General features: G+C 59.5%; 11 protein-coding genes. 2 read left to right on the top strand and 9 right to left on the bottom strand.

Annotated features, from left to right (window positions below; all coding sequences use genetic code 11):
• Nucleotides 1-35: 35 nt before the first annotated feature.
• The gene (nagE, locus tag BK670_RS18780; protein ID WP_123451909.1) at nt 36-1,751 is read left to right on the top strand and encodes an N-acetylglucosamine-specific PTS transporter subunit IIBC; all 1,716 of its coding nucleotides are present in this window, start codon (nt 36-38) and stop codon (nt 1,749-1,751) included.
• Nucleotides 1,752-1,931: 180 nt separating this feature from the next.
• On the opposite strand, the gene BK670_RS18775 is transcribed toward nagE, so the two are convergent.
• The 3 genes from BK670_RS18775 to purL form a co-directional block, all read right to left on the bottom strand.
• The gene (locus BK670_RS18775; RefSeq protein WP_123451907.1) at nt 1,932-2,294 is read right to left on the bottom strand and encodes a DUF6124 family protein; all 363 of its coding nucleotides are present in this window, start codon (nt 2,292-2,294) and stop codon (nt 1,932-1,934) included.
• 988 nt (nt 2,295-3,282) lie between these two features.
• On the bottom strand, nt 3,283-3,594 hold the full coding sequence (locus BK670_RS18770; protein WP_095050948.1) for a YqfO family protein: 312 nt from the start codon (nt 3,592-3,594) through the stop codon (nt 3,283-3,285).
• Nucleotides 3,595-3,599: 5 nt separating this feature from the next.
• Nucleotides 3,600-7,496: a phosphoribosylformylglycinamidine synthase gene (gene purL, locus BK670_RS18765; RefSeq protein ID WP_123451905.1), complete on the bottom strand. Its 3,897-nt coding sequence runs from the start codon at nt 7,494-7,496 to the stop codon at nt 3,600-3,602.
• 285 nt (nt 7,497-7,781) lie between these two features.
• On the opposite strand from purL, the gene mltF reads away from it, so the two are divergent.
• The gene (mltF, locus tag BK670_RS18760; protein ID WP_081498726.1) at nt 7,782-9,242 is read left to right on the top strand and encodes a membrane-bound lytic murein transglycosylase MltF; all 1,461 of its coding nucleotides are present in this window, start codon (nt 7,782-7,784) and stop codon (nt 9,240-9,242) included.
• A gap of 83 nt (nt 9,243-9,325) precedes the next feature.
• On the opposite strand, the gene pdxJ is transcribed toward mltF, so the two are convergent.
• The 6 genes from pdxJ to lepA form a co-directional block, all read right to left on the bottom strand.
• Nucleotides 9,326-10,072, bottom strand: coding sequence for a pyridoxine 5'-phosphate synthase (gene pdxJ / locus BK670_RS18755; protein ID WP_047292711.1), 747 nt, complete (start codon nt 10,070-10,072; stop codon nt 9,326-9,328).
• Between the two features lie 41 nt (nt 10,073-10,113).
• Nucleotides 10,114-10,803, bottom strand: coding sequence for a DNA repair protein RecO (gene recO / locus BK670_RS18750; protein WP_123451903.1), 690 nt, complete (start codon nt 10,801-10,803; stop codon nt 10,114-10,116).
• A gap of 190 nt (nt 10,804-10,993) precedes the next feature.
• The gene (gene era / locus BK670_RS18740) at nt 10,994-11,896 is read right to left on the bottom strand and encodes a GTPase Era (RefSeq protein ID WP_123451899.1); all 903 of its coding nucleotides are present in this window, start codon (nt 11,894-11,896) and stop codon (nt 10,994-10,996) included.
• Nucleotides 11,889-12,578 (bottom strand): ribonuclease III, encoded by a 690-nt coding sequence (rnc, locus tag BK670_RS18735; protein WP_093436904.1) that lies wholly within the window; start codon nt 12,576-12,578, stop codon nt 11,889-11,891. Before rnc ends, era begins: the two co-directional genes overlap by 8 nt.
• A gap of 169 nt (nt 12,579-12,747) precedes the next feature.
• Nucleotides 12,748-13,602 (bottom strand): signal peptidase I, encoded by an 855-nt coding sequence (gene lepB / locus BK670_RS18730; protein ID WP_016986098.1) that lies wholly within the window; start codon nt 13,600-13,602, stop codon nt 12,748-12,750.
• A gap of 9 nt (nt 13,603-13,611) precedes the next feature.
• Complete coding sequence (gene lepA, locus BK670_RS18725; RefSeq protein WP_025112166.1) at nt 13,612-15,408, bottom strand: translation elongation factor 4; 1,797 nt, start codon at nt 15,406-15,408, stop codon at nt 13,612-13,614.
• Nucleotides 15,409-15,414: the final 6 nt, after the last annotated feature.

Here is a 15,414-nt window from a genome sequence, read left to right as displayed (position 1 = left end):
AAAAGCTCTCTATAAAAAGAGCAGGGAGAACCACCATGTACCAACTCTTCATCGAAGGCCTGCAACGCCTCGGCCGTGCGCTGATGCTGCCGATCGCGATCCTGCCGATTGCCGGTTTGCTGCTGCGTCTGGGTGACACCGACCTGCTGAACATCGCGATCATCCACGACGCCGGTCAGGTGATCTTCGCCAACCTGGCGATGATCTTCGCCATCGGCATCGCCGTTGGCTTCGCCAAGGACAACAACGGCACTGCGGGTCTGGCCGGGGTGATCGGTTATCTGGTGATGATCTCCACCCTCAAAGTGCTCGATGCGAGCATCAACATGGGCATGCTCGCCGGGATCGTCAGCGGCCTGATGGCTGGCGCGCTGTACAACCGCTTCAAGGACATCAAGCTGCCGGAGTACCTGGCGTTCTTTGGTGGCCGACGGTTTGTGCCGATTGTCACCGGGTTCGCGGCGGTTGGTCTGGGCGTGGTGTTCGGCTATATCTGGCCGCCGATCCAGCATGGCATCAACGCCTTCGGCGCGCTGATGATGGAAAGCGGCAGTATCGGCGCGTTCGTGTTTGGCGTGTTCAACCGCCTGCTGATCGTCACCGGCCTGCACCACATCCTCAACAACATGGCGTGGTTTGTGTTCGGCAACTTCACCGATCCGACTACCGGGGCCTTGGTGACGGGCGACCTGTCGCGTTACTTCGCCGGCGATCCGAAGGGCGGCCAGTTCATGACCGGCATGTTCCCGATGATGATCTTCGGCCTGCCGGCAGCGTGCCTGGCGATGTACCGCAACGCCCTGCCAGAGCGGCGCAAGGTCATGGGCGGGATTTTTCTGTCGATGGCTTTGACTTCGTTTTTGACTGGGGTGACCGAGCCGATTGAGTTCGCCTTTATGTTTTTGGCGCCGTTGCTGTATCTGCTGCATGCGCTACTGACCGGGTTGTCGATGGCGATTACCAATGCGTTGAACATTCACTTGGGGTTCACCTTCTCTGGCGGCTTCATCGACATGGTGCTGGGTTGGGGCCGCTCGACCAATGGCTGGCTGGTGGTTCCGGTCGGGCTGGCCTATGCCGTGGTGTATTACGCAGTGTTTGATTTCTGCATTCGTCGTTTCAATCTGAAGACGCCGGGGCGTGAGGACGTCGCTGTCAGTGAAAAAGCCGTGTTGACTGAGAACGAGCGCGCCAGTGCCTACATCAAGGCACTGGGCGGTGCTGAAAATCTGCTGACTGTTGGCGCTTGCACCACGCGATTGCGCCTGGAAATGGTTGATCGCAACAAGGCCTCGGATGCCGATCTGAAAGCGCTGGGTGCGATGGCGGTTGTGCGTCCGGGTAAAGGTGGGAGTTTGCAGGTGGTGGTCGGGCCGCTGGCTGACAGCATTGCGGATGAAATTCGCTTGGCGATGCCGGCGTTGGGACGTGCTGTTATTGCCGAATCTGTTGCAGTTGTCGAAGAGCCAAAAGCAGTGATGGTCGCAGGCGCCGAGGCACAGAAATGGCTGAATGCACTAGGCGGTGGCGACAATGTGCTGCAACTGGATTGCATTGCCATGAGCCGGATTCGCTTGCTGCTGGCGGATGGCAAAGCACTGTCCGAGGCGCAGTTGAAGGAATTGGGCTGCCAGGGTGTCAGCCAGTTGGACGGTGGCGTTTGGCATTTGCTGGTGGGTGACAAGGCTGCGAGTTTGAGGGGCGCACTTGAGGCGCTGGTCAATCGCAGTGAGGTCAGTGCCAAGGTTTAGAAGTCTGGTGTTTGGACTGGCCTCATCGCTAGCAGGCTAGCTCCCACAGTGTGGACTGTGTGCGTTCTGCCAGACATGGGTTGTCTGGATCGAGCTCATCACTGGCAAGCCAGCTCCCACAGGGGAATGTTTTTCAAACTGTGGGAGCCAGCCTGCTGGCGATCAACGATAACGCGGTCGTCAGGATTGTGGATCGACGCGGTCCAGCGCCCGGTTTACCGCCAGTTCGGCGAACATGACGATTTGCTGGATACCTAACGCCGTACTGCGCTGCGAACCGCTTAGCTCATTGGCGAAGTTGCTGGCGGCGATACTTGCCGAGGCTAACGATTCGCAAGCGTGGGCGAGCAGGCTTTCGGTATCGACCTGGGGGCAGACCATAAACATGGTGCTTGGTCGGCGGGGCTTTGCAGGCTCGGGGCACAGGTAGAAGTCGAGGGCGCGCTTGATGGCTTCGCGGTTTCGGGCCTGGTCTTCGGCGCGGAGGGCTTCTTCGAGTGGGGTTTGGGTTTCAGGTGGGTCGGGGACAATTTTGTCTTTCATAAAAGCTCTACTCATATTTGGAGCCACCCTTAGCCATTTCTCACGTGGCAAAGGGTGGCAGCTATGTGCGGAGTGAGAAACCGGTGAGCAGAAAACCGGCCGGACCGAAGTCCGCCCGCACACAGCCGCCATAGAGCATTGCGACGGCAAATGAGCCGGCGGCAATTATGGTCGTACTGGTGCTAGTTTCAAGCTCTGCGGGTTCTCACACCCGATCACTGAACATTCAGTGACAACCAAAGCCTAGAGACCACACGTCCGACGGACAACCTGAAAACCTTGTGGGAAGGTTCTGGTAATTCCACACACTCTTAAACACAAAACATCCCCCTGTAGGAGCTGCCGAAGGCTGCGATCTTTTGACTTTGACGTTTCAACATCAACATCAAAATCAAAAGATCGCAGCCTTCGGCAGCTCCTACAGGGGAACGAATACACCCTCGGAGATTGGTCGACTGTCAGGCGCCCCCCCCCAGAGCGTGAATGTAAGTCCAACCCAAGCGGCAAAGCCGCCCCACTCAACAGGATGAGCGTTAGCTCGGCTGCAGCTCTTGATCTTGATCCACCGGCCCCGTCGGCAGGCTGAGTGGAGGGATTCATCCGGGGGTGGGAGCGCAGCGACCGTTTGGCGCAGCCAAATGCATCGAGAGGAGGTGCAGCGAAGCAAACCGTAGGCGATGCGCCCGGATGAGTCCCGGAGCGAAGGAACCCCGAGCTTTAGCGAGTGGGCCGAACGTTGGGGCAAGCCTTTTGGGTTACCTTTTCGGCGTTTGGAAAAGGTGACCCGCCGTAAGGGCGGAACCCTAAGCAGCCGTTACCGCAGCAACGGATATGTACCCGATCAGTCAGAACATCATTGCCTGATCCGACGCCTTCGCGAGCAGGCGCGCTCCCACATTGGAACCCTATTACCCGGAAAATCGCAGGCAACAAAAAACCCGCAGACAATCACTCATCTGCAGGTTTCCTGTTTAAGCAGCAAGAAAGATCAGAAATCTTCCAGCCGCCACACCTCATAAGCCGGTGTCTCGTAGGGATGGCTCAACTTAAGCGCCGCCACTACAGCAACGATCAACTCATCCGCCACCACAAGCTCAACTTTCCATTCCTCAACCCGCTCAACCTGCCCCGCTTCACCAATGAACGGCTGACTCCCGTCCAAAGGTCGAAACTGGCCAGACCCAAGCACCTGCCACGCACAGTGGTCATAGTCACCGATCCGCCCACCACCGGCAGCGAACACAGCCCCCTTGACCACCTCGACATGACTGTCAGGAACAAAAAACGCCAGCTTGTACACAGGCCTTAGTTCACCCAGACGCGAGCATTACGGAACATGCGCATCCAAGGAGCGTCCTCGTTCCAGTCTTCCGAACGCCACGAGTTCTGCACCGCGCGGAACACACGCTCCGGGTGCGGCATCATGATCGTCACACGGCCATCACGGCTGGTGAGACCGGTAATCCCGCGCGGCGAACCGTTCGGGTTGGCCGGGTAACGCTCGGTGACCTTGCCATGGTTGTCGACGAAACGCATCGCCACACAACCGGACAGATCGGCTTCCAGCAGTGCTTCTTCGCTGGAGAACTCGGCATGACCTTCACCGTGAGCAATGGCGATCGGCATACGCGAACCGGCCATGCCCTGCAGGAAGATCGAGTTCGACTCCTGAACCTGAACCATCGCCACACGCGCTTCGAACTGCTCGGAGCGGTTGCGCACGAAGTGCGGCCAGAACTCGCTGCCCGGGATCAGCTCGTGCAGGTTGGACATCATCTGGCAACCGTTGCACACGCCGAGGGTGAAGCTGTCGTTACGTTCGAAGAAACCCTGGAACGCATCACGGGCGCGGCTGTTGAACAGTGCCGATTTGGCCCAGCCTTCACCGGCGCCAAGTACGTCGCCGTAGGAGAAACCACCGCACGCCACCAGACCTTTGAACTCGTTCAGGTCGACACGGCCGGCGAGAATGTCGCTCATGTGCACGTCGATCGCGTTGAAACCGGCGCGGTCGAACGCAGCGGCCATTTCCACCTGACCGTTGACGCCCTGCTCACGCAGCACGGCAACCTGTGGGCGAATACCTTTCTTGATGTAAGGCGCGGCGATGTCCTGGTTGACGTCGTAGCTGAGCTTGACGCTCAGGCCCGGGTTGTCTTCTTCCAGCAGCACATCGAACTCTTGTTCGGCGCAGTCAGCGTTGTCACGCAGACGCTGGATCTGATAGCTGGTCTCGGCCCACTGACGTTGGAGCAGACGACGCTGGCCTTCGAACACGGTGTCACCGTTGAAGGTGATGTTGATCTGGCCGTTGTTGATCGGCTGACCGATCACCGACACGCAGTCGCCCAGACCGGCTGCGCTGAACTGCGCGAGGATGTCTGGCGTGGCGTCCTGACGAACCTGGATCACCGCTCCCAGCTCTTCGTTGAACAGGATCGCAGCGATTTCTGCCGAGGACTCGGCAACGCTGTCGAGGTTCAGGCTCAGGCCGCAGTGGCCGGCGAAGGCCATTTCCACCACGGAGGTCAGCAGACCACCGTCGGAACGGTCGTGGTAAGCCAGCAGGTGACCGTCGGCGTTGAGGCCCTGGATCACCGCGAAGAAGGCTTTCAGGTCTTCGGCGTCATCGACGTCCGGTGCGTGTTTGCCGAGTTTGCCGTGCACCTGAGCGAGGATCGAGGCGCCCATACGGTTCTGACCGCGACCGAGGTCGATCAGGATCAGGTCGGTGGTGCCCTTGTCCATGCGCAGTTCCGGGGTCAGGGTCTGACGGATGTCAGCCACTGGCGCGAAACCGGTCACGATCAGCGACATCGGCGAGGTCACGGTTTTTTCTTCGCCGTTGTCGTTCCAGCGAGTGGCCATGGACATCGAGTCCTTGCCCACCGGAATGGTGATGCCCAGCTCAGGGCACAGTTCCATGCCGACCGCTTTCACGGTGTCGTACAGACGCGCGTCTTCGCCCGGGTGGCCGGCAGCGGACATCCAGTTCGCCGACAGTTTGATGTCGGAGAGCTTGTTGATGCGCGAAGCGGCAATGTTGGTCAGGGTTTCGCCGATGGCCATGCGGCCCGACGCCGGAGCGTCCAGCAGTGCCAGCGGAGTGCGCTCGCCCATCGCCATCGCTTCACCGGTGTAGACGTCGAAACTGGTGGCGGTGACAGCAACGTCGGCCACCGGAACCTGCCATGGGCCGACCATTTGGTCACGGGCCACGAGGCCGGTGATGGTGCGGTCGCCGATGGTGATCAGGAAGCTCTTGCTCGCCACGGCCGGGTGATGCAGAACGCGCTCGATGGACTCGGTGATGTCGAGGTTAGACGGATCGAAGTCATCGCCCAGCTCGGCTTCGCGAACCACCGAACGGTGCATGCGCGGCGCTTTGCCCAGCAACACTTCCAGTGGCATGTCCACCGGGTTGTTGCCGAAATGGCTGTCGGTCACGGTCAGTTGCGGCTCGGCAGTGGCTTCACCCACTACGGCAAACGGGCAGCGCTCGCGTTCGCAGATCGCCTGGAAGCGCTCGAAGTCTTCCGGGCCGACCGCCAGAACGTAACGCTCCTGGGATTCGTTGGACCAGATTTCGTGCGGGGCCATGCCCGGCTCGTCGTTGGGAATGTTGCGCAGTTCGAAACGGCCACCGCGGTCGCCGTCGTTGACCAGTTCCGGGAAGGCGTTGGACAGACCGCCCGCGCCGACGTCGTGGATGAAGCTGATCGGGTTCTTGTCGCCCAGCTGCCAGCAACGGTCGATGACTTCCTGGCAGCGACGCTCCATTTCAGGGTTTTCACGCTGCACGGAAGCGAAGTCGAGATCCGCCGAGCTGGTGCCGGTGGCCATCGAGGAAGCGGCGCCGCCGCCCAGACCGATCAGCATCGCCGGGCCGCCGAGCACGATCAGTTTGGAGCCAACGACGATTTCGCCTTTCTTGACGTGTTCTTCGCGGATGTTGCCCATGCCGCCGGCCAGCATGATCGGCTTGTGGTAACCGCGAACTTCGTCACCGTGCGGAGTGGTGATCGATTGTTCGAAGGTACGGAAGTAGCCGGTCAGGGCCGGACGACCGAATTCGTTGTTGAACGCAGCGCCGCCGAGCGGGCCTTCGATCATGATGTCCAGCGCGGTAACGATGCGCTCAGGCTTGCCGTACGGCACTTCCCACGGTTGTTCGAAGCCCGGGATCTGTAGGTTCGATACGGTGAAACCGGTCAGACCAGCCTTTGGCTTGGCGCCACGGCCGGTTGCACCTTCGTCACGGATCTCGCCACCGGAACCGGTCGATGCGCCCGGGAACGGGGCAATCGCCGTCGGGTGGTTGTGGGTTTCTACCTTCATCAGGATGTGCACCGGCTCCTGCACCGCGCCGTACTGGCGGGTTTCAGGGTTCGGGAAGAAACGGCCGGCAACGTTGCCGACGATCACCGAGGCGTTGTCCTTATAAGCCGACAGAACGCCTTCGCTGTGCATCACGTAGGTGTTCTTGATCATGCCGAACAGGCTTTTTTCCTGGTTCTCACCATCAATATCCCAACTGGCGTTGAAGATCTTGTGGCGGCAATGCTCGGAGTTGGCCTGGGCGAACATCATCAGTTCGATGTCATGCGGGTTGCGCTTGAGACCGTTAAAGGCGTTGACCAGGTAGTCTATCTCGTCTTCGGCCAGGGCCAGGCCCAGCTCGGTGTTGGCCTTTTCCAGCGCGGCGCGACCGCCACCGAGGATGTCGATCGCGGTCAGCGGCTTCGGCTCGGCGTGGCTGAACAGGCCGGCAGCCTGTTCCTGATTGGCCAGAACGATTTGCGTCATGCGGTCATGCAGTACGTCGGCAATCTGCTGGGCTTCGGTGTCGCTGAACTGACCGGCGACGTAGAACGCGATACCGCGCTCCAGGCGCTGAATCTTGCTCAGACCGCAGTTGCGGGCGATGTCGCTGGCCTTGCTCGACCATGGCGAGATGGTGCCGAAACGCGGCAACACCAGAAACAGACGACCGGTCGGCTCTTGTACCGGAACGCTTGGGCCGTACTTCAGAAGGCGCGCAAGCACCTGCTGTTCGTCGCCGGTCAGGACGCCGGTGACTTCGGCGAAGTGAGCGAATTCAGCATACAGGCCACTGACAGCTGGAACCTTCTGGCTCAGTTGCTCAAGGAGTTTGCTGTGGCGAAAGGCAGAAAGGGCAGGAGCGCCGCGCAGGATCAACATCTTCGGGACAGCCTCGGGAAGGGGTGTGCTTTGAGGCCGTGCATTCTAGCCTAAACCGCCCTCAACATCACCCGAAACGCTACGCACGGTTGCACTCGAATATCAATCTGTGTTTCTGCCTTTGAAGTCAGATTTAACGGGGGTCTGATGCAGGCTTATTTTTACTGTAACAAAATGCCGTCAAGCCTTGATCCTGCGGGGTTTCGTGCAGTTTTGTGATCTCTAGCAGACAACCCCCTCACTGTCGAGATATGGCGCCCGCGGCCGTTTGCGTATACTGCGCAGATGTTTTTCCCAACGGCTTTGCGTCCGCGGTACGCCAAATGGCTGATCGCAACCGGACTCTTCCTGATGCTCGGTGGCTGTGTTGATAAACCCAACACACTCGAGCGCGTAAAGGAGGATGGTGTGCTGCGGGTGATTACCCGTAACAGCCCCGCCACCTACTTTCAGGATCGCAGCGGTGAAACCGGCTTCGAATACGAGCTGGTGAAGCGTTTCGCCGACGATTTGGGTGTTGAACTGAAGATCGAGACCGCCGACAACCTCGACGACTTGTTCGACCAGATTGGCAAACCGAATGGCCCGGTGCTGGCTGCCGCCGGTCTGGTCAGCAGCGAGCAGCGCAAAAAGCAGGTGCGTTTCTCGCACTCCTACCTCGAAGTCACCCCGCAGATCATTTATCGCAACGGCCAGTCGCGGCCGACCGATCCCGGTGATCTGGTCGGCAAGAAGATCATGGTGCTTAAAGGCAGCACCCACGCCGAACAACTGGCGGAGCTGAAAAAGAAATTCCCCGGCATCGAATACGAAGAGTCCGACGCGGTTGAAGTGGTCGACCTGCTGCGCATGGTCGATGAAGGCCAGATCGACCTGACCCTGGTCGACTCCAACGAAGTGGCGATGAACCAGGTGTACTTCACCAACATCCGCGTGGCTTTTGACCTCGGCGATGCGCGCAGTCAGAGCTGGGCGGTCGGCCCGGGCGAAGACAACAGCCTGCTCAACGAGATCAACGCGTATCTGGACAAGGTGCAGAAGAACGGCACCCTGCAACGCTTGAAGGATCGTTACTACGGCCACGTCGACGTCCTCGGCTACATGGGCGCCACGACCTTCGCCCAGCACTTGCAGCAGCGTCTGCCGAAATACGAACAGCACTTCAAGAATTACGCGAAGAAAGAGAAAGTCGACTGGCGCCTGTTGGCGGCCATTGGTTATCAGGAATCGCTGTGGCAACCGACGGTCACCTCGAAAACCGGCGTGCGCGGGCTGATGATGCTGACCCAGAACACAGCACAGGCGATGGGCGTGTCCAACCGCCTCGATCCGAAGCAGAGCATCATGGGCGGCGCCAAGTACCTGGCTTACATGAAGGACCAGCTCGACGATTCGATCAAGGAGCCAGACCGCACCTGGTTTGCTTTGGCAGCCTATAACGTGGGCAGCGGTCATCTCGATGACGCGCGCAAGCTCACGGCCAAGGAAGGGTTGAACCCGGACAAATGGCTGGACGTGAAAAAGATCCTGCCGCGCTTGTCGCAGAAGCAGTGGTACAGCAAGACCCGCTATGGCTACGCCCGTGGCGGTGAGCCGGTGCATTTCGTGGCGAACATCCGTCGCTACTACGACATTCTGACCTGGGTGACCCAGCCGCAGCTTGAAGGCGATCAAGTGGCAGAGGGCAATCTGCATGTGCCCGGCATCGACAAGTCAAAACCGGCGCAAGAGCCTGCCCCTCTTTAAAGCAAAAGATCGCCGCCTTCGGCAGCTCCTACAGGTGTACACATAACCCTGTAGGAGCTGCCGAAGGCGGCGATCTTTTGATCTTAGCCCTTGAGAGCAGCAGCCAGAATCAACGCTTTCATTTCGGAAACAGCGGACTTGAAGCCGACGAACAACGCATGCGCCACCAGCGCATGGCCGATGTTCAGTTCGTTGATGCCTTTGATCGCCGCTACGGCTTCAACGTTGTGGTAATGCAAGCCGTGACCCGCGTTGACGATCAAGCCTTGGGCCAGACCAAAGGCCACGCCGTCCGCCACACGCTTCAATTCTTCTGCCACTTCGGTCGGGGTTTCTGCATCGGCATAACGCCCGGTGTGCAGCTCGATGGCCGGCGCACCGACGCGCTTCGACGCAGCGATCTGACGTTCATCGGCATCGATAAACAGCGACACTTCACTGCCGATCTTCGACAGACGCTCAACAGCAGCCTTGATCCGCTCCTCCTGCCCCGCTACGTCCAGACCGCCCTCGGTAGTCAGTTCCTGACGGGTTTCCGGGACCAGGCAGATGTGCGCCGGGCGGATGCGTTCGGCAAACGCCATCATTTCCTCGGTGACGCCCATTTCGAAGTTCATGCGGGTTTGCAGCACGTCCTTGAGCAGCAGTACGTCGCGCTCCTGAATGTGCCGGCGGTCTTCACGCAGGTGCACAGTAATGCCATCGGCACCCGCCTCTTCCGCGTCCAGCGCCGCCTTGACCGGATCCGGGTAGCGCGTGCCACGGGCCTGACGCAGGGTGGCGACGTGGTCGATATTCACGCCAAGAAGAATGCGATTGCTGGTGGTCACGGATGCGCGCTCCTGAATTGAGAGATTCGGCGCACAGCATATCAGGGCTTACGAAATAGCTCGCGGCTGACGAGGGGGCGACCACCCAAGTGAACGGCCAGAGCCTGACGCATCAGACGCTTGGCGGCGGACAAAGCACCGGGGGCGGTCCAGTCGGCTTCGGCCATGGCCAGTAATTCGACGCCGTTGAACAGGCCGGGTTGCAGCAGGAAGACCCGCTCAAGCCCCGCATCCACTTGCAGACGATAGAGGCCATCCGGCGCAATGCGCTCGCCGTGGATATCGGTGTTCAGGGAAAAACCGTAACCGAGATCGTCCAAAAGCCGCCACTCGAAGGAGCGCAGCAACGGCTCCAATGGCCGCCCTTCCGCCAATGCCAGCAAGGTCGCGGCGTAATGATCGAATACATCCGGATGCGGGTCTTCGGCGGGCAACAGGCGAATCAGCAACTCATTGAGATAGAGACCGCTGAACAGCGCCTCACCATTAAGCCACGCCGAAGTACCAGAACTCTCCATGCGCCCGACGTTCTTCAGCTCACCCTTGCCACGGAATTCGACTTCCAGCGACACGAACGGCCGCGCCAATGTCCCGGCCTTGCCCCGCGCACTGCGCAACACCGCCCGCAACCGCCCTTGCGGCGTGAGGAAATCCACCAAGGCGCTGGTTTCGCGGTAGGCGCGACTGTGCAGGACGTAGGCGGGTTGGGCGGGAGGTGGGGTTTGCGACATAAGCCGAAAGATCTCTGAAGATCATCAATTGTGGCGAGGGAGCTTGCTCCCGCTGGGTTGCGAAGCAGCCCCAAGATCAGCGATTTGGTGTGTCAGGCACACCGAGGCGGCCGATTTTACGACGGCTTCGCAGCCGAGCGGGAGCAAGCTCCCTCGCCACAGAAGCCCGCTCGCACAGTGAAACTGGTGGTTACAGGTCGCCGTAACCCAGCGAACGCAGCGCACGCTCGTCGTCGGACCAGCCGCCCTTCACCTTGACCCACAGGTTGAGCATGATCTTGGAGTCGAACAGCAGCTCCATGTCCTTGCGCGCTTCGGTGCCGATGCGTTTGATGCGCTCGCCCTTGTCGCCAATGATGATCTTCTTCTGGCCGTCGCGCTCAACGAGAATCAAAGCATGAATGTGCAAGGTCTTGCCCTGCTGCTTGAACTCTTCGATTTCCACGGTGATCTGGTACGGCAGCTCGGCGCCCATCTGGCGCATGATTTTCTCGCGTACCAGTTCGGCGGCAAGGAAACGGCTGCTGCGGTCGGTGATCTGGTCTTCCGGGAAGAAGTGATCGTTCTCCGGCAGGTGTTCGGCAATGACCTTTTCCAGCGCTTCGAGGTTGTGCCCGTGCTGTGCGGAGATCGGGATGATCTGCGCGTTCGGCAACTGCTCCTGCAACCAGCTCAGGTGCGGCATCAGCTCGGCTTTGTCTTCGATGCGATCGGTCTTGTTCAGCGCGACGATCAACGGGCCGGTGACGTACTGAACGCGCTCGAGAACCATCTGGTCTTCGTCGGTCCACTTGGTGCGGTCGACCACGAAGATCACCACATCAACGTCTTTCAACGCCGCCGAAGCGGTTTTGTTCATGTAACGGTTGAGAGCCTTTTCGCCACCCTTGTGCATCCCGGGGGTATCGACGTAGATCGCCTGCACGTCACCTTCGGTTTTGATGCCGAGCATGTTGTGGCGAGTGGTTTGCGGCTTGCGCGAGGTGATCGCAAGCTTCTGGCCAAGGATGTGGTTCAGCAGCGTCGACTTGCCGACGTTGGGACGGCCGACGATGGCAACATAGCCACAGCGAGTTGCGTTTGTATCAGTCATTGCCATTCTCCACGCCCAGGGCAATCAGTGCTGCGGCGGCCGCTACCTGTTCGGCAATACGACGGCTCACACCCTGACCTCGGCTTTTTTCATTCAGTAAGACAACTTCGCACTCGACGAAGAAGGTTCGGCAGTGCGGCTCGCCCTGGATATCCACCACTTCGTAGCGTGGCAGTTCGCAACCACGCGATTGCAGGTGTTCCTGCAGGCGGGTCTTCGGATCCTTGTTGGTGTCGACCAGCGTCAGGCCTTCGAACTCACCGGCCAGCCAGGCCAGCACACGCTCGCGCGCCATGTCCATGCCGGCGTCGAGATAGATCGCACCGATCAAGGCTTCGAGGGCATCGGCCAGAATCGATTCGCGACGGAAACCGCCACTTTTCAACTCACCGGAACCCAGTCGCAGGTAATCGCCAAGGTCAAAGCCGCGAGCCAGTACGGCCAGCGTCTCACCTTTTACCAGGCGTGCGCGCAGACGCGACAACTGGCCTTCGCGGGCCAGCGGGAAGCGATCAAAGAGCGCCTCGCCGGCGACGAAGTTGAGGATGGCATCACCGAGAAATTCCAGGCGTTCGTTGTTGCGCCCGGCAAAACTGCGGTGCGTAAGGGCCAGCAGCATCAGCTCCTGATCCTTGAAGGTGTAACCGAGCTGGCGCTCGAGACGGCTTAGAGAAACGCTCACGGTTTACCCACGCTGAGTTCGTGGCTGGATTCCACTGCCATCGCCGGGATGCGGCGCAGGCCTGGGACAATTAACGCTGTGTTCAAAAATTAAATCCTGGCGATTGCGAAGCCGATTGTGCCGGCTCCAGAAATGCATTCGGCGCTGTGGTCAACAGCGCCGTGTGTGATTACTTGATCAGGCCAACCCGCGAGAAATTCGGCAGGTGACTGAGTTTCGGCTCCGGCCAGCTCATCCAGACCGCGAAGGCCTTGCCGACGATATTCTGGTCGGGAACCATGCCCAGCAGATCCTTGGGAATGTTCGGATCATCCCAGTAGCGACTGTCATTCGAGTTGTCGCGGTTGTCGCCCATCATGAAGTAGTGCCCGGCGGGCACTGTCCATGAGCGGTCCGGCGTGGCGCGGTAGCGGCTCATTTCCTTGCGGATCAGATGCTCGGCGGCGCCCAGTTTCTCTTTGTACAACTCGGCGCTGCCCAGCGTGCCCGGCTCGGCGCCGACCATCTGCTCGGCAATCGATTCGCCATTCACAAACAGACGCTTGTCAGCGGTGTAACGCACCGTGTCGCCCGGCAGACCCACTACACGCTTGATGTAGTTGACGTTCGGATCGCTTGGGTAGCGGAACACCATCACATCGCCACGCTGCGGGTCACCGACTTCGATGATTTTCTTGTCGATCACCGGCAGGCGGATCCCGTAAGAAAACTTGCTCACCAGAATGAAGTCGCCGACGTCCAGGGTTGGTTTCATCGAACCCGACGGGATCTGGAACGGTTCCACGAGGAATGAACGCAGCACCAGCACAATGAACAACACCGGGAAGAACGATTTTCCGTATTCAACCAGCAGCGGCTCTTTGTTCAGTTTCTCGACCACCACGACATCGGGCTGGCTGACACTGCCTTGATAAGAGGCAATGGCCGCCCGGCGACGCGGCGCCAGGATCAACAGATCAAGCAACGCCAACAGGCCGCAGACGAACACGGCGATGACCAGCAACAGCGGGAAATTTAGTGACATAGGACCTGACTATTCCAACCTGAGCACGGCAAGGAAGGCTTCTTGTGGAATTTCCACGTTGCCGACCTGCTTCATGCGTTTCTTACCGGCCTTTTGCTTCTCAAGCAGTTTCTTCTTACGGCTTACGTCACCGCCGTAGCATTTGGCCAATACGTTCTTTCTGAGTGCCTTGACGGTTGTCCGGGCAACGATCTGACCACCGATGGCGGCCTGAATCGCCACGTCGAACATCTGACGAGGAATCAGCTCTTTCATCTTCTCGGTCAACTGGCGACCTTTGAAGTGCGAATTGTCGCGGTGCACGATCAATGCGAGGGCATCGACCTTGTCGCCGTTGATCAGCACGTCCAGTTTCACCAGATTAGCCGATTGGTAACGATCGAAATGGTAATCCAGCGAAGCATAGCCGCGGCTGGTGGATTTGAGACGGTCGAAGAAGTCCAGCACCACTTCGTTCATCGGCAGGTCGTAGGTGACTTGCACCTGATTACCGAGGAACAGCATGTCGACTTGAACGCCGCGCTTCTCGATGCACAGGGTGATGACGTTGCCCAGATGCTCCTGCGGCACGAGGATATTGGCGCGCACGATCGGCTCGCGCATGTCCTCGATGGCCGAGACATCTGGAAGCTTCGATGGGTTGTCGACGTAAATCGTTTCACCGGTTTTCAGCACCAGCTCGAAAATTACCGTCGGCGCCGTGGTGATCAGGTCCAGGTCGTATTCGCGCTCAAGGCGCTCCTGGATGATTTCCATGTGCAGCATGCCGAGGAAGCCGCAACGGAAGCCGAAGCCCAGTGCGTCAGAGCTTTCCGGGGTGTATTGCAGCGACGAGTCGTTCAGGGTCAGTTTCTGCAGCGCTTCGCGGAAATCTTCGAAGTCGTCGGAGCTGACCGGGAACAGACCGGCGTAAACCTGTGGCTGGATGCGTTTGAAGCCGGGCAGTACCGGGACATCCGGGGTCGAGCTCAGGGTCAGGGTGTCACCGACCGGTGCACCGTGGATGTCCTTGATGCTGGCGATGATGAAGCCCACTTCGCCGGCCTTGAGGTCAACGGTGGCCGTGTGCTTCGGATTGAACACGCCGACGCTGTCGACCAGGTGCACCTTGCCGGTGGACTTGACGAGGATCTTGTCGCCCTTCTTCACGCGGCCATGGCGCACGCGCACCAGGGAAACAACGCCCAGGTAGTTGTCGAACCAGGAGTCGATGATCAACGCTTGCAGCGGATCTTCGATGTTGCCGGTTGGCGCAGGAATGGTCGCGACCAGACGCTCGAGCACTTCGTCGACGCCCAGGCCGGTCTTGGCGCTGCAGGTGACGGCGTCGGTGGCGTCGATGCCGATGATCTTCTCGATCTCGTCCTTGACGCGGTCTGGCTCGGCCTGCGGCAGGTCGATCTTGTTCAGCACCGGCATGACCTCAAGGCCCTGCTCGATCGCGGTGTAGCAGTTGGCCACGGACTGGGCTTCAACGCCCTGACCCGCGTCGACCACCAGCAAGGCGCCTTCACACGCGGCCAGGGAACGGCTGACTTCGTAGGTGAAGTCAACGTGGCCCGGGGTGTCAATGAAGTTCAGCTGGTAGGTAACGCCATCTTTGGCTTTGTAATAGAGGGTGACGCTGTGGGCCTTGATGGTGATCCCGCGTTCACGCTCCAGATCCATGGAATCCAGTACCTGGGCTTCCATTTCACGCTCGGCCAGGCCGCCGCACATCTGGATGAAGCGATCGGCCAGCGTCGACTTGCCATGGTCAATGTGGGCGATGATGGAGAAATTGCGGATATGACTCAAATCACTCACGGATCA

The organism is Pseudomonas fluorescens (assembly GCF_003732425.1).
GTDB lineage: Bacteria > Pseudomonadota > Gammaproteobacteria > Pseudomonadales > Pseudomonadaceae > Aquipseudomonas > Aquipseudomonas fluorescens_BE.
The sequence above is the reverse complement of the archived record's forward strand: the minus strand, read 5'-3'. Positions and strand labels throughout refer to the sequence as shown.